The sequence below is a fragment of the Chryseobacterium sp. MA9 genome, from assembly GCF_024399315.1.
Classification (GTDB): Bacteria; Bacteroidota; Bacteroidia; order Flavobacteriales; family Weeksellaceae; genus Chryseobacterium.
Map to the genome: position 1 here is coordinate 1,523,590 of NZ_CP075170.1, position 20,228 is coordinate 1,543,817.

Annotated in this window: 16 protein-coding genes; 3 read left to right on the forward strand and 13 right to left on the reverse strand. The window is 34.9% G+C overall.

Annotated elements, in window-relative coordinates; translation table 11 throughout:
• Window positions 1-2 precede the first annotated feature (2 nt).
• The 10 genes from KIK00_RS07035 to KIK00_RS07080 form a co-directional block, all read right to left on the reverse strand.
• Window positions 3-536, reverse strand: coding sequence for a hypothetical protein (locus KIK00_RS07035; protein WP_255815838.1), 534 nt, complete (start codon window positions 534-536; stop codon window positions 3-5).
• 8 nt (window positions 537-544) lie between these two features.
• Window positions 545-4,291 (reverse strand): DUF5977 domain-containing protein, encoded by a 3,747-nt coding sequence (locus KIK00_RS07040; protein ID WP_255815839.1) that lies wholly within the window; start codon window positions 4,289-4,291, stop codon window positions 545-547.
• Between the two features lie 6 nt (window positions 4,292-4,297).
• On the reverse strand, window positions 4,298-5,902 hold the full coding sequence (locus KIK00_RS07045; protein WP_255815840.1) for a T9SS type A sorting domain-containing protein: 1,605 nt from the start codon (window positions 5,900-5,902) through the stop codon (window positions 4,298-4,300).
• 321 nt (window positions 5,903-6,223) lie between these two features.
• A complete protein-coding gene (locus tag KIK00_RS07050; protein WP_255815841.1) occupies window positions 6,224-6,634 on the reverse strand; it encodes a hypothetical protein in 411 nt (136 codons plus the stop codon).
• A gap of 119 nt (window positions 6,635-6,753) precedes the next feature.
• A complete protein-coding gene (locus KIK00_RS07055) occupies window positions 6,754-7,140 on the reverse strand; it encodes a hypothetical protein (protein ID WP_255815842.1) in 387 nt (128 codons plus the stop codon).
• A 93-nt stretch (window positions 7,141-7,233) separates the two neighbouring features.
• Complete coding sequence (gene bglX, locus KIK00_RS07060) at window positions 7,234-9,561, reverse strand: beta-glucosidase BglX (protein WP_255815843.1); 2,328 nt, start codon at window positions 9,559-9,561, stop codon at window positions 7,234-7,236.
• Between the two features lie 80 nt (window positions 9,562-9,641).
• Window positions 9,642-10,349: a prolyl oligopeptidase family serine peptidase gene (locus KIK00_RS07065; RefSeq protein ID WP_255815844.1), complete on the reverse strand. Its 708-nt coding sequence runs from the start codon at window positions 10,347-10,349 to the stop codon at window positions 9,642-9,644.
• A 38-nt stretch (window positions 10,350-10,387) separates the two neighbouring features.
• Window positions 10,388-11,782, reverse strand: coding sequence for a glucoamylase family protein (locus tag KIK00_RS07070; protein ID WP_255815845.1), 1,395 nt, complete (start codon window positions 11,780-11,782; stop codon window positions 10,388-10,390).
• Window positions 11,783-11,857: 75 nt separating this feature from the next.
• Window positions 11,858-13,309 carry a RagB/SusD family nutrient uptake outer membrane protein gene (locus KIK00_RS07075; RefSeq protein WP_255815846.1) on the reverse strand — a complete coding sequence of 484 codons (1,452 nt, stop codon included), beginning with the start codon at window positions 13,307-13,309 and terminating at the stop codon, window positions 11,858-11,860.
• Between the two features lie 3 nt (window positions 13,310-13,312).
• Window positions 13,313-16,162, reverse strand: coding sequence for a SusC/RagA family TonB-linked outer membrane protein (locus KIK00_RS07080; RefSeq protein ID WP_255815847.1), 2,850 nt, complete (start codon window positions 16,160-16,162; stop codon window positions 13,313-13,315).
• A 364-nt stretch (window positions 16,163-16,526) separates the two neighbouring features.
• On the opposite strand from KIK00_RS07080, the gene KIK00_RS07085 reads away from it, so the two are divergent.
• The 3 genes from KIK00_RS07085 to KIK00_RS07095 all read left to right on the forward strand — a co-directional run bounded on the left by KIK00_RS07085 (window position 16,527) and on the right by KIK00_RS07095 (window position 18,081).
• Window positions 16,527-17,198 carry a DUF4197 family protein gene (locus KIK00_RS07085; RefSeq protein WP_255815848.1) on the forward strand — a complete coding sequence of 224 codons (672 nt, stop codon included), beginning with the start codon at window positions 16,527-16,529 and terminating at the stop codon, window positions 17,196-17,198.
• 40 nt (window positions 17,199-17,238) lie between these two features.
• Complete coding sequence (locus KIK00_RS07090; RefSeq protein WP_255815849.1) at window positions 17,239-17,544, forward strand: DUF493 family protein; 306 nt, start codon at window positions 17,239-17,241, stop codon at window positions 17,542-17,544.
• A 66-nt stretch (window positions 17,545-17,610) separates the two neighbouring features.
• Window positions 17,611-18,081 (forward strand): hypothetical protein, encoded by a 471-nt coding sequence (locus tag KIK00_RS07095; RefSeq protein WP_255815850.1) that lies wholly within the window; start codon window positions 17,611-17,613, stop codon window positions 18,079-18,081.
• Window positions 18,082-18,130: 49 nt separating this feature from the next.
• Here the strand turns inward: KIK00_RS07095 and KIK00_RS07100 are convergent, their stop codons facing one another.
• The 3 genes from KIK00_RS07100 to KIK00_RS07110 form a co-directional block, all read right to left on the reverse strand.
• Window positions 18,131-18,481, reverse strand: coding sequence for an ArsC/Spx/MgsR family protein (locus KIK00_RS07100; protein WP_255815851.1), 351 nt, complete (start codon window positions 18,479-18,481; stop codon window positions 18,131-18,133).
• Window positions 18,482-18,568: 87 nt separating this feature from the next.
• Window positions 18,569-19,183, reverse strand: a complete 615-nt coding sequence (locus KIK00_RS07105) for a deoxynucleoside kinase (protein WP_002977952.1) — start codon at window positions 19,181-19,183, stop codon at window positions 18,569-18,571.
• A gap of 27 nt (window positions 19,184-19,210) precedes the next feature.
• Window positions 19,211-20,107 (reverse strand): hypothetical protein, encoded by an 897-nt coding sequence (locus KIK00_RS07110; RefSeq protein ID WP_255815852.1) that lies wholly within the window; start codon window positions 20,105-20,107, stop codon window positions 19,211-19,213.
• Between the last annotated feature and the right edge of the window lie 121 nt (window positions 20,108-20,228).

Consider the following 20,228-nt stretch of genomic DNA (forward strand, 5'->3'; position numbering starts at 1 on the left):
TTTTATTGTTTATAGTTATATTTAAATTCTTTTAATAAGTTACCTGTCTGGCTGTTTTCTCTGATTTCTTTAAGCCTGTTAGCCGAATCATAAAAATATACTTCTCTGCTACCTGTTGGCGGAGTGATACTTCTTACTCCTACTAAAGAATCGTATGTATAAGTAGTGATCTGATAGTTTGGCAAACTATTTCTGAATGTATTCAATACAGATAAAAGTGAAGTTTCATCATTATTAGCTGCTGCAGAAGCATCCGCATTAGCATTGTATCCAAATAGTACAGGTTTGTTGTCCCGCGCATCTTCAACCTGCTTTTGTCCTAAAATACGGTCTAATGATGATGCTTTTACATTGACGATTTGTTTAAAGCTTCCTAATCCATCAAAATACTGAACTGTTTCTGAAAATTTTGTAGCTGATGATCCACTATACTCAAGATACATTTTGGTTTGAACATAGTTTCCTGTAGGTGGAGCCTGTACATAGGTTACAATTGATAAAAACAATGCTTCATGCAGAATTATGCTTTTTTTCATTATTGTATTTATTTTTGATATTGAAAATAAAAATTTATTGAATTCTGCGAAGCAGGATCAACCATTCCAGAAATAAGTGTTGCATTACAATTTCCAGAGGTATCAATAAAAATTCTCCATTTGCGATTAAAGCTTGTTTCTGTATAAATTATTTCTCTATTTACTGAAGGTATACAAGACGTTCCTACCTTACCAAAGGTTAACCCACTTCCCCAGCTCTGCCAAATTCCATAACTTGAAAATGAAACATAAAAATTAACATTGTTATTTACTGTCGTTGTTGAATTATAAATATACGATGGATTTCCGAGTGCTGGAGAGAATGTAAAATCGCAAGATACAATCGGTATACAAGCACCATTTTGATTAGCTATATTTTGTCCATTAGTATTAACGTCTTCTATTGCCATCAAATTTGCTGCTAGTTTGCTTACATCAGAAGTATATGTTCCACTAGGAACAATATAGGTATAAGAACCTCCTACTGTATTACCAGTACAGTTTGTTCTTGTGAACACTCCACTTTTTTCATCATTAGTATTCACTGTAGGAGAGCTATTACCGTATCTATATTTAAATTCTTTTATTATTTTATTATTAACATCTACGATTTTTTCTAATCTATTAGTAATATCATATTTATAATACTCTCTAACTCCTGAAGATGGTGTAACACTTGTTACTCCAATTAAAGGGTCATGAGTATAAGTAGTAACCTGATAATTGCTTAAATTATTATTTTTTCTAAGATTATCCTGTGCAACTAATAGCAACTCTTCTTTAACAGGATTTCCTGCATCTTCATTAGATAATGTAATGATGTTCTGAATATACATACTTACATCATCATATTTAGCTCCTTCGATTTTTGCTATTGGTAAGCTAAAGTTATATCCCCAAATAATAGATACTGATGATCCGTCTTTGGTTGTGTATTGGATAAGATTTCCTTTTGCATCATATTTATCCAATGTCACCTCTGTTGAAGATGTATTATCAGTCAAATCAGAGTATTTTACAGATTTAGGAAGTATAAAATCACCAATCTGAACATCGGGTAATGCAGTCGGATAAATAGTTTCTATTTTTGATAAAGTTTTAGTTAATCCATTTTTTGTTTGTGTTACAATAGTCTCCATTGGAATTTCAACCATGTTCTTACTAATCATTAACTGATTTCCTTTTTCTTCAGCATAATTATAAGAAGTTTCATTTATCGATGTATCGGGAAATGTTGTTTTCTCTGTTTTAGGTAAATATCTGTTATTATAAGTCGTAAATAATTTTGTCTCCATATAATTACCAGAACCAGCTGGGAAATATTCTTTAGTTACGATAGATTCAAGCAAAGACTTATATAGGCTGATTGTATAAGTGTGAATAAGTCCTCCAAATGGAGGATAAGCATTTGTTGTAAAATTATGATCAACAAACGTATTTACAGGTTCTAATAGTGCTCCAGATATAAAATAGGTATTTAAATTATCTTGAGAATTAAACTTATAATTATATCCTACCTCTTTAATTAATGAATTATTTTCATCATAATATCTTTGTTTGGTTATGTCCCCATTTCCAATAACATAATTCTTTCCTCTAGGCATCATGGTCAAACAAGAACCACTTACATTATTAATAAAATAGTTCTCCGTTTTTCCTTTTCCATTAACCTGTTCTATAACTTTAGAATACCCTACAGCACCTTTTTGGGTAAGAGTTGATACACCTTGAGCCGGAGTACCTTCATATACTGATATTCTAAATGGATATTCTGCATATGTACTAGGTAAATATTGAATTGAACAACCTGGATTAGATATTATTGAACCTCCAGCGAGATCACTTTTTAGGGAATAGCATCTGTTTTCTATTTCATAAAATTTTGGAAATTCAGCTAAATTTCCATTGGATATAATTTTTGTTCCGTTATTATTCAGTTCTTCATAAATATAATTTTTAATTAAAGGTACTGCATCTGGCTTTTCTATTGTTTTAATATTTTTTATCCTCACTCCGCCTCCCAAACTATAATCCTTTTCGGGACTTGAACTAACATTATCCATTAATGATTTTATTGGATAATTGGAAAATGTATTCAATTCATATTCGAACTCTGTTCTTCCCCCTGTTGGATAATTTATCCCTGTCAAAATTCCTGCTAATGCACTAAGAGAAGCTCTCCTATCGGATAAATATTTTTTACCATCTGCTTTATAAGTATAAAGCATAGTTGTCTCTTCATCAAAAATAGGTGTTGTTGGACTTGGAATTTGATATGCAGGGAGTTGATACCAGTATCCTGTTGGATCTTGATTAAAAGATGTGAGGGTAAATGGATTTGTTCCTTTTACAAATTTATCCGGAGATGGAATAAAAGTATCATCATTATTCTGCCCATTGTAATATCCCCAAAAATCCACAGCAAAACTCAATTTATTAGGTAAATTATAAGCTGTATTATAATCAAAAGAATATCTTTCATTAGTCAGTGATTCAGTAAGGCTTAATAATCTTAATCTGTGTGTTAGTACTTTATTGTTTGGAGCGACTAACCAGCTAGCTATTTTTTCTGTATTAAGATTATCGTTAGATATTAAATAGTCATAATTGAAATCATATTGTTTAATAAGTTTATAGTTATTATATATTTTAACAGAAGTTAATTTCTTGGATTTATTAATATCTTCCCTGTCTTCCCAAGTGAATTCAACTTTACCATTGGTAAATTCAATTTTTTGAATATAATTTTCGTCTATCCTTTGTTTATTATAATAATTTGCTCCAAAATTATTATTAAAATAGCTAGGTCCTGTACCACTTCCTGAAGGTATTCCTTGAGTAGGGGTAAAATTTACTCTCGTACTTCTTGAACCTGCTAATCTCCATATTCCGCTAAGTGAAAAATTAGAATAAAAAAACTTAATACTTTTTCCTTTTGTATCTTCTATTTTCGAAAGAAGATCAGAAATCCCGGTAGCGGGTGTTGTATAATTAGATCGTGTTATTTCTCTTTGATCAAAATAATAATTTAATCCTTTTTCGTCAGTAATCTGAAAATTATAATCTCCAAAAGCATTAGGCTGAAAACCTATATTAGGAATAATTTTAAAATTAATATTAGCCTGTCCTTCTATAGCAAATTTTGGATAATCAGTTTTAGTTGTTTTTGCCATATCCAAGTAGGCCTTATAACTTTTACCTGGCAAATTAATAAGAAACAAATCAGGCTGAAAATCATATTCTGGATATAGTGAACCTTGCGGATCATTAACAAGCATTCGAAAAGTATTACTATAGTATGAGCTTACGGCAGTACTATTATTCCATGTAGGAGTAGGGCAACCTGATACTGATCCAACATAACCAGTGGCATTTTTAGGATAAATATTGTAATATCCATATGCACTAAAGTCATTGGCCCCCGCCATAATATGTGATACCATCCCACCTGTATTTAATGACCATCCTAATCCTACAGAAGAAGCTTCATCATTTACTTTTATTCCGCCAGAATGATATGAAATAGAGATTGGAACTTCAATATCACCTTCTTTAATTGTATAAAGAGGTATAGTAATATCAGGTACTCCTGTATACAAAGAAACTGGTGTTTCGGCATACCTGAATAATGCTGCCGTATTAGGAGATACTACTGCTGTATTATTTACAGCGTTTTGGATAATAGAATTTGATTTTGTCTGAGTATATATTGTAGTTATAGATAAACTATAAATAAGTATTAATATCTTTTTCATCTCTATTTATTTCTTAATCAGTTTTGCATTCGCTGTTTTATTCGTATCAGTTTTTATCGTCACCAGATAAGCTCCCTGAACCAAAGCCTGCGTATTAATCTTTGTCACTCTGTTCTTGGTTTTCAGATTCTGAAGCTGCCTTCCAGACATATCATACAAAAGAATATCTGCATCCTTAAAATCAAAGCCAATTTCTACATAAGCATAATCAGATACAGGATTTGGATAAATCTTAATATCATATTTTTCGATTAACTGATCAACCTGTTTATCTCCCAGCTTTATAATTTTCCAGTTCTCTTTGCCTAATTCTTCTGCACTGGTTCCTGCCAATACAATAGAACCGTCTCTGTTCAGCTTTAAATCAGAAAGTCTCTCTTCCTTCTTACTGGATTCTCCTTTTACGTGCTTTCTCCACTGTTCATTGCCATTCTGATCCAGATATAGCATCCAGAACATTTCATCATCAGTCTGTATTCTTCCTTCTGCTTGGGTGTAGCCTCCCAGCAGTATGCCTTTGGACTTCCCGCTTCCATCTTCCATCTTCCCGCTTATTACACTCATTCCCATCAAAATATCTCTGTTTTTGAAATTATAAGACTTCTGCCACTGTTCATCTCCTCTTTCATTTAAAGAAATCAGCCAAAGATCTGTGCCTTCTTCGATGCCTACAGTTTTGTTTCCTGATCTTTCTGATCTGGATTCTCCACCAATGATAAAACCGTTTGAAGTTAAAGCAAGTGTTCTGATATGATCATCACCTTTTCCTCCAAAGTTTTTTTCCCATTCTACTTTGCCGTTTTTGTCAAGCTTTACGATCCAATAATCTCCTTCGCCGAAGTTGCTGCTGTCTTTGGAATAAGAGTTGATCTTCATACTACTTCCAGCCTCCATCTTCCCGTTTCCCGCCTTTACTTCAGAACTTCTCGAATAAATTCCCAATAATGCTCCTCCATCTTTCGTTGGAATCATTTTCTCCACTTCGTCTAAGCCTTTTCCGCCTAAGATTAATTGGGAGAGTTCTTTTCCGTTTTTATCGATTCTGGTAATTAAGACATCTTTAGAGCCATAACCTTTTGAAGAATTTTGAACATTCCCTGCAACAAAGAATCCTAAATCTGTAGTTTGAATCACAGCCCTTGCTTCTTCGTCGGAAGAACTTCCTAAAGTTTTCTGCCACAATTCATCTCCGAATTCATTGATTCTGATCAGCCAGATATCTGATCCTCCTTTAGAATCTTCTTTTTTATCTAATCCTTTTCCTGAATAAGAGGTTCCGGCCAAAAGAAATCCACCATCCTGCGTGGTAACTGTTGCTGATAAATAATCATGGTTGGATCCTGAAAAGTATTTTTCCCAGACTTCATTTCCTTGTTGATTTAGTTTTACAAGATGAAAATCGTAACCATTATTTTGCTTGCTGCCTGAAGCTTGCTGCTTATCGCTTTGGATAGAGCTTCCCGTGATAAGATATTGCTGGTCGATTGTTGTGGTAACTTGGCTTAGAAAATCCTGAGTAGAGGATTTGATGTCTTTCTGCCATACCACTTCCTGGGCAGAGATACCCAAGACCGTGCATAAAGAGAATGCACTGATATAGAATTTTTTCATTCCAATGTTGTTTTCTGAGTTAGTAATTAGTTTATTAAAACTTCGCAAATTTAACACTTTTTAAGATATGAGAATCAATTTAATACAGTCTTCTACAAATCATACTATTAATAATTAAATCTTCTGTATATTGTATTGAAAATCGTCTCATTCTTATGCAAAATTATCTACACGCAACGACAGAACATGACATGTTAAAATATATTTACCCGAAAAAATTAAGTTCCGGAAAATAAGATAGTTCTATTTCAAACTATCAATTTGTAGTAAACAAAAAAAGCCATTCTTTTGGGTGGCTTTCTATTGTTTTGAAATCTGATCTTACTGATAGATTATTTCATCATTCTTCTTGATTTGGTAGCTTTTTTTATATGGAGTTAAAACATAGCTGTCTTTAATATAAGTTCCGCTTTTCCAGATCTTCCCTTTTCCCTCTTTATTCAGGATAATGCTTTTCGCAGCTCCATCCGGAATAAAAACTTCAGCTTTTTTCATGTCTTTAGTGAAAATTATTGCCGTCATTGAGGTATAACTTTTATCTGAATTTACTTCTTTGAGTTTTATTTTCTGATTGAAAGTTTGTATACAATTATTTTTTAATTGTGAATAGGTGTATCCTGCAGAACCAATACAACCGTGAACATCTCTGTCACCTCCTAGAACAGGAGCTTGTTTTTGTGCAAAAATTAAGGATCCAAGGAACATTGCGCTGAGTAAAATTATTTTTTTCATATGTAAAATTTTTGTTTTCTGGTTGGTAGAACTATGTCCCTAAATAGGGTATTAGTTAATTCATCTAAGGTACAAAAAAAACCACTCTTCTGAGTGGTTTTTAATTTTGAAATCTGATCTTATTGATAGATTACAATATTATCCTTTTTAAGCTGGTATCCGTTCTTTTTGTAAGGAACCAATACATAACCATCCTTTTTCCAGGCTTTGGCTTTACCTCCTGCTCTGGTAAGGATCAGGCTTTCTGCACCGGCATCTTTCACAAAAACCTCAGCTTTTTTCATGTCTTTGCTGAAAATAACGGCAGCTATTGAAGTATAACTTTCTTTTGGAGCTACTTCTGTCAATTTAATTTTCTGTTCAAAAGTTCTTACACAGTCTTTCTTGATTTGAGAATAGGTATATCCTGCAGAACCAATACATCCGTGTGCATCTCTATCGCCACCTTTTTGTGCGAATACTAAAGAACCCAGAAACATTGTACTCAATAAAATTGTTTTTTTCATGTCAATTTGCATATAATAGTAATTACCGAGGTATTATTAAAAATCATGCCAAAAAAGACATAATACACATTTCTGTGAAAACTTTTCGCTTTATTATTTAGTCCAATTGATTTTTGAATGCTTCACCTCAGTAGAGCTGGTTCCAATCATAATATCAAACTCACCTGATTCCCAGTCATATTTCAAGTCTCCATTGTAGAACTTCAGATTTTCAGGAGTGATATCAAAGGTAATTTTTTTGGATTCTCCTTTTTTCAAAAATACTTTCTGGAAACCTTTAAGTTCTTTTACCGGTCTTGTAATGCTGCCTACCATATCTCTGATATACAACTGAACCACTTCTGCCCCGTCATAATTACCATTATTGGTTACAGTCACAGATGCCTGAATGGTTTGATTTCCTTTTGGATTGGCATTAGATACTACAACATCAGAATATCCGAATTTTGTATAGCTTAAACCAAACCCAAACGGATACAACGGCGTATTACACTCATCCATATAATTGGAGCGGAATCTTTGATACTCACATTTATCAGTCAGTTCCTGACTTAAAGGGCGACCTGTATTTTTAGCATTATAATAGATTGGAACCTGTCCAAGACTTCTCGGGAAAGTCATTGGAAGTTTTCCGGATGGGTTTACTTTTCCAAAAAGAACATCAGCGATAGCATTTCCAGCTTCTGATCCTGCAAACCATGCATTAAGAATAGCATCCGGTGTATCTTTTACATTGGTTAAAGCCAACGGACGACCAGTGAAAAGAACCATTGCAATTGGTTTTCCGGTTTTCTTTAGCTCGTTTAAAAGATCAACCTGAGATTGAGGAATTGTGATTTCTGTTCTTGAAGATGATTCACCACTCATTTCCGCCGATTCTCCGATTGCCAGAACGATAACGTCTGCTTTATTGGCTACATCTACCGCTTCTTTCAATAGTTCTTCTTTTGAACGGCTGTCTCTGTCGGTTTTCTTACCGTGAGCAGCATAAATGTCTTCTAATTTAGCATCATAATCAATATTTGCACCTTTAGCAGAAAGGAATTTCACCTCTTTACCATAGTTGGCCTGAAGCCCTTGCATCAGGTTTACTGCTTTATCATGTTTTGCAGCAACACTCCATGTTCCGGCCATGTTTAATGAATTGTTCACCAATGGTCCTATTACTGCAACAGTTCCTGATTTTTTCAAAGGAAGTATCTGGTTTTCATTTTTCATTAAAACCATAGACTGAGCTGCTGCACTTCTTGCAATATTTCTGTTTTCCATACTGAAGACTTCTTTTGCTGCCAGTTTTGCATCTCCGTGTTTGTATGGATTATCAAATAAACCAAGGTCATATTTTGCTTCAAGAATTCTTCTTGTCGCCATATCAATTTCAGCTTGTGTTACCTTTCCTTCTGTAAGAGATTTTTTTAATGTTGTTAAAAAACCTTCTCCTACCATATCCATATCAACACCTGCTTTCAGAGCCAGTGCAGAAACCTGCTGAAGATCTCCCATGCCATGGTCAACCATTTCATTGATTCCCGTGTAATCTGTTACCACAAAACCTTTAAACTTCCACTGATTTCTTAAAACCTCGGTTTGAAGCCATCTGCTTCCGGTTGCAGGAACTCCGTCCACTTCATTGAAAGAGGCCATCACAGAAGCTACTCCTGCATCAACAGCCGCTTTGTAAGGTGGAAAATATTCATTAAACATTCTTACATGACTCATATCAACCGTATTGTAATCTCTCCCGGATTCACCTGCTCCGTATAATGCAAAATGCTTCACACAAGCCAGAATGGTATTTCCAACGGATAAATCTTTCCCCTGATAACCATACACCATGTTTTTTGCAATTTCACTTCCCAGATAAGGATCTTCACCAGAACCTTCGGAAACTCTACCCCATCTTGGTTCGCGGGAAATATCTACCATTGGAGAGAACGTCCAGTTGATACCATCAGAAGAAGCTTCTTTTGCCGCTACTCTTGCTGACTGCTGAATAAGGTTCATGTCCCATGAAGCCGCTAAACCTAATGGAATCGGGAATGTTGTTTCATACCCATGGATAACGTCCATTCCGAAGATCAAAGGAATTTTCAGACGGCTGTTTTCCACAGCTACTTTCTGAACGGCTCTTATCTTCTCAGCACCTTTTATATTGAATAGTCCACCTACTAAACCCTGTTCAACTTTTTTACCAATATCTGAGCTTTTAGCCAGACCTGTAGTAAAATCGCCGGAACTTGGCAAATTCAGCTGACCAATCTTTTCATCCAATGTCATTTTAGATAAAAGATTATCTACAAATGCTTTCTTTTTAGCCTGATACTGAGCCGTCTGGTATGACTGGACAGGCTTCGTTACCATTTCCTGTGCGGAAAACACAGGTGCCAATGCTAAAGTGGCTATTACAATTAACTTTTTCATAAATCTATCTTCTTAAATTATTGTTTTTATATTTTTAGTTTTAATTCGATGGGCTTATCTTTCGATCATTGTGTGTCAGGTTATTTTTCTTTCTTTTTGGACAGCATCCATTCATAAAGCTGCGGATTAGAATAAGTTGAATCCCATGAATTATGATTGTCATTAGGGAAGATAACCAATTCTGCTGTTGAATTTACAGGATGTAGCTTCTGATAAAAATTAAAAGCATTGGCAGGCAGTACAATATCATCCATTCCGCCATGAAATATTTTCATATTCAAATCCTTAAACTGATGAATATTGGCCGTCATTACCTGATCTGTAGGAGCACAAACCGAAACCACTGCTGCAAACATTTCAGGATGCTCCATGGCAAGCTTCAATGTTCCCCAGCCTCCCATAGAAAGTCCGGTAAGATAAATACGGGAAGCATCTATGTTATATTTTTTCTGAATTTCTTTAATCAGATTGTATACAGTAACGGTATCCCACCATGTTCCTTCCGGACATTGGGGTGCCAGAATAGCCACAGGTTCTTTGATCAGGTTCTTATAGGTAAACGGGCTGTGTGCTTTGACTAAATCAAGGTTAGTTCCGCGTTCTCCTGAACCGTGAAGAAAGACTATTAATGGTACATTTCCTTTTGCATTCTGCGGATAATCCAGAATGTAGGATATCTTTTCCTGTCTTTTAATTTCTTTATTAAGTTCTGCTTTTATCTCCTGTCCATTTAATTGTAATGAAAACGGCAGAAGTAAAAGAGGAATATGTTTGAGTTTTAATTTCATATTGATTTCGGTTTTGACGAAAGTCTTGGGATCTGGTGTTATTTTATTCCATATTTGGTTGACTGGAAACTTAGTTTTTTCAATCCCTGCTGAATTTCCGGGGCATTCATAAACAGTTTCCAAAGGAATCCCGATCTGTAGTTTTCAATCATAGGTGCTATAGTTCCCTGATCTATCGCCAGATATCTTGGGGTAAACCAATTGTTGTAATTAATTGATGTAGCATCGTAAGGACCCGCAGATCCTATAAATTCAGGGGTTTGGGTATAAATGAATCTCAGGAAAGCCATTGATTCTTTCGGCGTATATGGGAAGCTGCTCAATGCGGCCGTAGGCGTTATCACACCGTTGTCATTATTACCCGGCATATGAGCTGTATAACCAGTAGTTCCATCTTCATTTCTGGTATAACCGGCTGTCAATCCCCAATAGTTAGGTCCGTAACCTTTCCATTGTTTTGGATTTTCAACACAGTATTTGTAATCGATAAGGGTTTGATTTTTATTGATATCAAAATAGTTTTTGACAAGTTTATCAGACAATCCCGTAGGATCCAGCCCGATATATGAATATTGTGCCCAGAAAAGCGGCCCGCCATATTCTTCAGCGTAATTGTGTTTTACATACAGAGGTAATCCGTATTTTGTCTTGTCTGTAAGGTAGGTTCCGTTTCTCGTCCAGCCTTTGTAATAGGTTTCGGCATCAATAGAATATGTAGGTGAAGATGCTGCCAGAATATAAGTAATAAGACATTCATTATATCCTTCCAGAGGAAAATTCATTTCCCATTGGTACTCCGGTGACCAGTGCCAGTAAAGAACTTTTTCACCTCCTTTCGTATACCAGTTCCACTGAATTCCTTTCCATAGCTCATCACATTTTGCTGCCAGTGCTTTTTCTTCTGCATTTCCGTTTTTAAAATATTCACGGACCATCAGTATTCCTGAAGTAAGGAATGCGGTTTCCACAAGATCACCGCCATTATCTTTTTTGCCAAAAGGAACCGTCTTTCCGGTTTCTCCATTGATCCAGTGCGGCCAGGCACCTTTGTGACGGTCTGCCTTAGCCAGGAAATCCATAATATGAGTAAGCCTTTTTACAGCTTCTTTTCTCGGAACAAATCCTCTTTCTGTTCCCACCAGAATGGTTGCCAGCCCAAAGCCTGAACCTCCCGTAGTGATAACATGTTTATCATTATCCGGATAGATATTGTCTTCATGATAGCGCTCTCTTCCTAGCATTGAATGAGGTTCTGCATAATCCCAGAAATACTTCAGAGCATCTTTCTGTACTCTGTCCATCAGCTGTTCATCAGTAATATTACTTTTTGCAGTTTCAATTTTTCCTACTTCCTGTTTGGCAGCAGGAGCATTTTTACAGGAATATACAAAGAATAAAGAGGTGATAGCCATTGATAATACGTTCCTTTTCATGAGATCTCTTTTTATAGGGTTTCTAACTAAAAGAAGAGGAGAACTTTCATTCTCCTCTAATGTTTATGGTTTATTTTAATAGCCAGGGTTTTGAGCAGACAATCCACCAGCTTCCATTATGAAGTCTTGTGGAAGTGGGAATACTTCATGTTTTCCAACGATGAATTTTTTACCACCATCTGCTGCCATTGCTGCTTGTGCTTGTCCGGTTCTTACAAGGTCGAACCATCTATCATGCTCAAAAGCAAGCTCTAATCTTCTTTGTTTCCAAATATCTGATCTTACATCTGCCTGAGATGAAGCAGGAGTATTTCCAATATTAGCTCTGTTTCTTACCTGATTCAGGAAAGGAATAGCAGCTGAAGTTTGTCCTAATTCGTTCATTGCTTCAGCTTTGATTAATAATACCTCAGCATATCTCAAATAACGAATATTTACATCGGTTGAAGCCTGATCTCTATAATTTGAAGAATAAGCTTTATAATTATAGAATTTATTTTCTGTATTTGGACCTACATAATACCCATCATATAATGTCATATCTCTGTGGATAATCGTAGCATCTCTTCTTGAATCTGTTGCAGAGTAAGCATCGTACAGACCTTGGGTAGGTGTAGCAAATCCCCAGCCCCAGCCTGTAGTACCTCTTGCTCCCTGAACCTGACTATACTGTTGAATTGCTCTTCCTGCTGTTCCTCCACTACCATTAATTTCAAAGATAGATTCAGCATTGTTTTCTCCTGAAACTTTATAAATCTCCTGGAAGTTAGGGGTCAATGAATAACCTGTAACCAAATTAGTCTCATCCACAGCCAACTGCCATTTTTTCTGATATAAATACACCTTAGCTAAAAGTGCATGAGCAGCACCTTTTGTAGCTCTTTGTCCTCCAGTTCCAGAAGGCAAAACTGCTGCGGCGTCTTTAAGGTCTTTTTCTATAAATGCATAAATTTCTTCTTTACTTTTTCTTGTAAGTGTCATCAATTTATCTGCTTCAACCCCTGTTACAGGAACGTGGTCCACCAATGGAACTCCTCCAAAAGATTTTACTAAAGTAAAATACATAAATGCTCTTAAAAATTTAGCTTCCCCAGCTAACCTTTCACGTAATTGCGGATCAGCTTTATCTAATTGAGGGAGATATTTCAATGCCTGGTTGCATCTGTTAATTCCCTGATAATTCGATGCAAACAATTCTTTAAATGATGGAGTTGAGGGTGTAAATGTCAAAGCATCCAGAATATCTTTATCCGAGCCTGAATCACTTGCACTTGAACCTTTATCTGCATCATCAGAAACAATTGATGTAACCCCTATCCAGGCAAATGTACTCATGTTCCAATCTAAAAATTTAGCATAAATAGCAGTAACTAAACTATTTGCCCCTGTATCATTATTATATATTTCACCCAATGCAGACTCAGGAATTGCTTCTGTAGGTGATACATCTATAAAGTCATTACTACAACTTTGGTTAACAGCTCCTAAAATTAAAAATGCAGCTGCTATGATATATTTCTTGTTCATTTTTTAAAAATTTAGGTTAACACCAAATACAAAAGATCTCAATGTAGGATAAGCATCCAATTCTACTCCTGCACGTTTATATGGATCTCCTTCTGCAGTAGGATCCGCAGGATTGTATCCAGATAATTCTGAAGAATATCCTGAATATTTCTGGAACACAAAAGGATTAATTGCACTTACATAAAGCTTAATTGATTTTACATAATCAGTTAAGTTCTTAAATGTATATCCTACCGAAATATTATTGATTCTGAAATAATCTCCACTTTCTAAATAGAATGTCGAGGCAATGGGAATATTTGCAGGATTTACAGGATTCGCAGCGTTAGTATTTGTTGGTGTCCAGAAATTATTTGCTACAGAAGCCTCAACATTTTCACCACCATTTCTTTGTGCTTTTTTACCATTGTATACTTTAAATCCAAAAGCTCCATAACCACTCAAGGCAAAGTCCCAATTTTTATAAGACATTGAGATATTTACACCTAACGTTGATTTTGGAATGTAAGAATCAAAGAAACGTCTGTCTCCTGGGTCTGCACTTCCTGTAACTCCGTTACCATTCAAGTCTTTAAACTTCAGGTTACCATTTGCATCATAACCATCAGCTTCCCATAAATAGAAACTTCCTAATGCATAACCAACTGCATTAGCGTTAAAAAGTTTTGTATCTTGTCCATTTCCAAGATTTCCTCCCACAATTTGAGAAACCGGCTTAGAAAGATCAATGCTGGCAAGCTTGTTCTTATTATAAGAATAATTGGCACCAATTGAATAGGTAAAATCCTCACCTACTTTATCAGCCCAGTTTAGGCTTATCTCAGCACCTTTATTAACAACACTTCCCATATGTGAATAATTCAAATCAGAAATTCCGGTTGCCATATAGGGAACAACACCCAAAATAAGATTTTTGGTTTTTCTGTTATAGATATCAAAAGTACCTGTCAATCTTCTATCCAAGATACCAAAATCTAATCCTAAAGAAGATTCTTCTGTAACTTCCCATCCCAAATCCGGATCGTAACCTTTATTGACAGTAACTCCATTACTTACTGGTGAACTTCCAAACGCATAATTATAAGTTGCTCCCATTGAAAGAGGTAAATAATTCAGAGGGACATTCTGGTTTCCGATTTTACCCCATCCACCTCTAAGCTTTAACAAGTCAAAGAAGCCATCTTTCATAAAGTTTTCTTCAGAGATAATCCAACCTGCACCAAATGATGGGAATGTTCCCCATTTATTACCAGCAGCAAATTGAGAAGAACCATCTCTTCTGATTGTTCCACTTAATAAATAACGATTCATAAATTTATATTGGAATCGTCCGAAATAGGAAATGGTAGTATTTCTGTTTCCTTTTATAGATTCAAGAGCTTTAGTATCGCTATCACTATACAGATTACCATAATAATCAACGCCGCTAAGGTTCCAGTAATCTTTTGAAACAGGAACATCTTTTCTGTTAATAATCAAAGTCTCAAGCCCATTCTTTACTGAAGCTTCTGTACCTACAACAACTTCAATATCATGGTTTTCAATTTTCTTTGTATATGTTAAATAATTATTAAGTAACCAGTTGAAATAGTTTTGACTTTTATTAGTCAATCTGGTAAGTGGTGATGTAGTTGAATATTGATTATCCGTTCTCATCGGATCACTATCTAACCAGAACGATTTAGAATTTACGAAATTATAATATTTATAATTACCATACTCTCCACTAAACTGAGAGGTAAACTTTAAATCTTTATAGATATCTATATCCAATTTTAATCCACCTTGTAATAAGAAATTTCTACCTCTTTGGTTGTCATAAGCAAGCTGCATCACAGGATTACCCACATTATTAAATCTACCTCCTTCATAATCAATATTTCCAGTAGTCTTATTATAAATAGGCTGACCGTATTTTCCATTCGGATAATATACAGGAACTAATGGCGATTGTTTGTAAGCATTTGTAAAAGCGCCATATGATTTAGGAGTATCATTCGTAAAAGTAGCACTTAAGGTCTGAGCTAACCTGATACCTTTAGTAATTCTGAACTCGTTATTCGTTCTTACTGTGGTTCTATTGTAATTGGTTCCTTTAAGGATAGATTGTTCATCGTAATTGCTTAAACTTAAAAAGTATTTTGCAACTTCTGAAGATCCGGAAATAGATAAATTATGTTGGTTATAAATACCTGTCCTTGTAATTTCTTTAAACCAATCAGTATCGTATGGTTGATTAGGATTCAAATAATTACTTGCTTTACCTGCGTTATTATAATTCGCAAATTCAGACCCGTTAGCCATTTTGATGGTTTTTAAAGGGCTTCTAAATCCAACCAATCCATCATAGGAAACACTTAACTTTCCTCTACCTGATTTTGTAGTAATAATGATTACCCCATTAGCAGCTCTGTTACCATAAATTGCCAACGCTGCTGCATCTTTCAATACATCATATGTCAGAATATCATTAGAATTGATATTATTAATGTTATCTGTAAACATTCCATCAACAACATACAAAGGAGTTCTTCCTCCTAGTACCGTTCCAAGTCCTCTGATCATCACCGTCGGAGTTGATCCGGGTGCATCTGAAGCAATTACCTGTACCCCAGCTGCTTTACCCTGAATAGCTTGTGACGCATTCAATACTTTGGTTTTAGTTACTTCATCTGCACTGATAGAACTAATAGAAGTAGTATTATCTACTTTTTTACGGCTACCATATCCAATCATAACGACTTCATCGATTTTTTGGACTTTAGCAGAATCTTGTGTAACCTGTGCATTCACGTTCATACCGAAGTACAAAACAGCAATGAGACATGAATACTTTAAATTACTTTGTTTCATATAGTTTCAATTTTATTCAAATAAATTCAAATTTGTACCTGTCTCTAAATAGTGGAGTTATTTAAAATCTCAAAAAAAGACATTAGCCAAAAATAGAAAAAATATTGTACAATGTTAAATTATCTTAAACATTTAAGAATTATCTTGTTTTATTATAATAAAATTAACAACTATTGATTTTTTGTAATTTTATATTCAAAATAAAGATCATTTATCCATCATTTTATTAATCATAAATTATCATTTTTATCTCAAAAATTCACCAAATCATACCCCTGATTTAATATTTTGTTAAATAGAGAATAGTAATTACCTTTGGTGCAGTTTTTGAGAAAAAGCATTTAGAAATAAATAATAAAAATCAATGAAAAAATATATCATTGCAGCCGCTCTTATAATAGGAACCGGTGCTGTTATTACCACCAGTGTACAATCATGTACAACATTGGCCACATCAGACATGGGGCTTTCTATTATTAAAAGAATTCTGCTTAATGGTATTGATAAAGGAATGGGTATCTACGGAAACAAGGAGGCCTTTCTGCAGAATAATATGGTAGACAAAGCACTTCCCAAAGAGCTAAGAGACATCAACTCTATGCTGGAAAAGGTTGCTCCGTCTTTAGTTGCTAAAGAAAGAGATTATATTGCACAGGCAGCAGCTTATACGGTAAATACTTCAAAACCTATTCTGGAGGGTGCCGTCAACAGCCTAAACGCTCAGGATGTAACGAGAATCATGCAGGGAACTACTGCCACACAGGTTCTGAAAGAAAAAACATCCCAGCAGCTTATTGCCGCAATCGCTCCCAAAGTAGATGAGAAACTGAATGAATACGGGATTGTAAAAACCATCAACACTGCTTTGTCGGGAAGCAATTTTCTGGGCAGTCTTTTAGGCGGAAATAAAAACACAGTCAATTCAGGTGGATTAAGCCAGCTGGCGTCTGAACAATTGGTAAATGGGTTATTCAATATCATTGAAGATTACGAGCATCAGAACTCCAAATCTCTCCTGGGACCATTTGGAAAATAGGAGAAATTTCGTTATATTTATATTATATTAATAATTGCAGATGGATATATTACAAGGAAATCAACACGCAAATCCTGAAGATTTTTACAAGTCTTTAAAGGATAAACTGGAGGATCATCATGATTTTCCGGAAGATTATTTATTTAAATTTATTATTCCTACAGACCAGTCAAAGCTTACTGAAATATACAGAGTTTTTGACGGCATTAAATTTACACTGGGAAACCGCGAAAGTAAAAATGGAAAATACACTGCCTGCAACATCAATGCATTTGTTTTGGATGCGGATCAGGTTGTGCATATTTATAAAGAAGTAGCAAAAATAGAAGGCGTTATTCTATTGTAAAAAAACAGAAACCGTTTCATAGTAATGAAGCGGTTTTTTATTATTTAAAACATAAATAAAAACACTATGAATATCCAATTGATCCTCTTTAATATTATTTTAATCACATCTGCAACAAGCTGTGTTCATAAAAATAATAGTGAAAATACTACAACGAATATCAACATGGCAGTGCAACAGCAAAAAATTGAACAGATTCAGTTAGCAGAAAGAACAAGAGGGTTCAGCAAAAGCATTGTTTTTACTCCCTCATCAAAGACAACAAATACAAACGAAGACATCGTCAATGCTAAGATATCTTCGGCTGAGTGGAAAGCAGTTTCCCAACTTGCACAAACTCTTGACTTATCTAAGATATCAGACCTTCAATCCCCTACTACAGGCAGGCATTCTGACCGCGCAATGGCTGCTTATATTATTATTACTTCCAACGGAAAAGAGTATACTTCTTCAAGTTTTGATTCCGGCCACCCACCAAAAGAACTGGAAGCTTTATATAATGCGATCAACGGAACTGAGAAAACAAAAAACCAATAAAATAAAAATCCGCTCTTTTACAGAACGGATTTTTTTATTGATATATTTATTATTTTTCAATAAAGAATTTTACATTTTCAATTGGCCTTCCCAACATGGCAACAGAGCCTTTCACCAGGATTGGCCTTTGTATCAGAGACGGATTTTCAGAGAGAATCTTCAGCCATTCTTCTTCCGAATAATTTTTATCTGCATAGTTCTCAATATACAACTTATCTGTTTTGCGGATGATATGAAAAACACTTTGGTTAAGCTTTTTCAATACGGTTCTGATTTCAAGAATACTTAGCGGATCTTCAACGATATTAATGATCTCAAAAGGCACTCCATTTTCGTCAAGATACTCGAGTACGGCATTTGACTTTGAACAGTTTCCGTTATGTAAAACTTTAACTACCATGATATAATTATTCAAAAAAATTAATTCTCTTCAACAAATTTAGGAAGAATTCAACTGAGTTTGTCTTAATATTCTAATAAAAGTATGTTAAAACAGCCCGTGAAGTTCTGCTTCAATTTTCTCCAGAATAAATCCGAAATCTTCCGGTTTTTCAACAAAATCAAGATCATCCACTTCTACAATCAGAAGTTTTCCTTCTGTATAATTGGAAATCCATTTTTCATATTTCTGGTTCAGTTTTGAAAGGTATTCAATACTGATAGAAGCTTCATATTCACGACCTCTTTTATAGATTTTTTTGACCAGATTGGGAACATCTGATTTCAGATAGATCAGTAAGTCCGGAGCCGAAACAAAAGACTTCATCAGATCGAAAACCGATGAGTAATTATTGAAATCCCTGTCCGAAAGAAGATTCATATCATTTAAGTTTTCTGCAAAAATATGGGCATCTTCGTAAATGGTACGATCCTGAATAATGTTTTTACCACTTTCTCTGATCTCTTTTACCTGACGGAATCTGCTTCCCAGAAAATAAACCTGCAGTGCAAAACTCCACTTGCTCATGTCTGAATAAAAATCTTCCAGATAAGGATTGTGATCTACGTCTTCAAATTGTGCATCCCATCCGTAATGCTTGGAAAGCATCGTTGTCAAAGTTGTTTTTCCTGCTCCGATGTTTCCTGTAACTGCAATATGCATAATATTCTTTTTCCTTGTATTTACTGATTAGTTGATAAGTTTTTCGATTGCTTCAGTCTGAACTTTAGAGGTGTCTTCAATCAGTTTCTGTAAAGTATTGTCTGAAGGTTTCTCTACTGTATTCTCATTAGGCTTTTCTTCAGTCTTTTCTACTGGTTTTTCTGTAGACTGCTGCAGAGATTCCGGCTGAGCTTCGAGCTGTTTTTGCTGTTTGGCTTTCTTTACTTTTTCAAGGCTGTAAAGATAGAGTTTGTTCCCTTTGATTGCAAAATAAGAGAGGATGTTTTTATCCACAATTTGTGCTTCCTGATCTTCAAAAATAGTTGTCATTCCTTTTTCCGGAACATATTGTGAAATGAAGTTACTGGCAACAACCAGGATTGCATCATTCTCTCTTCTAAAGCGTTTCCCGTTTTCTAGAGGGGCTTCAAAAAGTTTTTCAAATTTCAGGCTGTAAATTCTGATATGTTTTCTTGTTAAGATATAGACTTTATTTTCATAGATCAGCATATCCATCAAATCTTCAAAACTGATATCAAAAGGATATGAATTGATTGTCGTGTCATTTCTGAAATTATACTGTATCAACCGTTTTGTACTGTCATCCAAAAGCCACAGCTGCTGCTGATCTTCGGCATAGGCCATTCTGATGAAACCAAATTTCTGCTTAAAATCAAGCCTTTGAATTTCATTCATATTCTGATCCACAAATTTCATTTCCTGGGCATTTTCAGAGAATAAGGGCACATTCAGCGGATTTTGTACATTCTGCACTTTGTAAGGAACAGTAAGCATCATTTTTCCAATCTGCCTTCCTAAAGAATCGTATTTGGTAAAACTAAAATCTTTGTTTTTATAGATATACAGATTTCCGTAGTCATCGGCAAGCATATCTTTAGCTTCCTTCAATTTTAAAGTATCCAAAGGAATTATATTCTGCGCAGAAAATGTGCAGAAAGCAAAAGTCAATATCAGATATAGTAATCTCAAAATTCTTTTTTACTAAAGATAGCGCTCCTCATGGAACGCTACCAATTTACATACT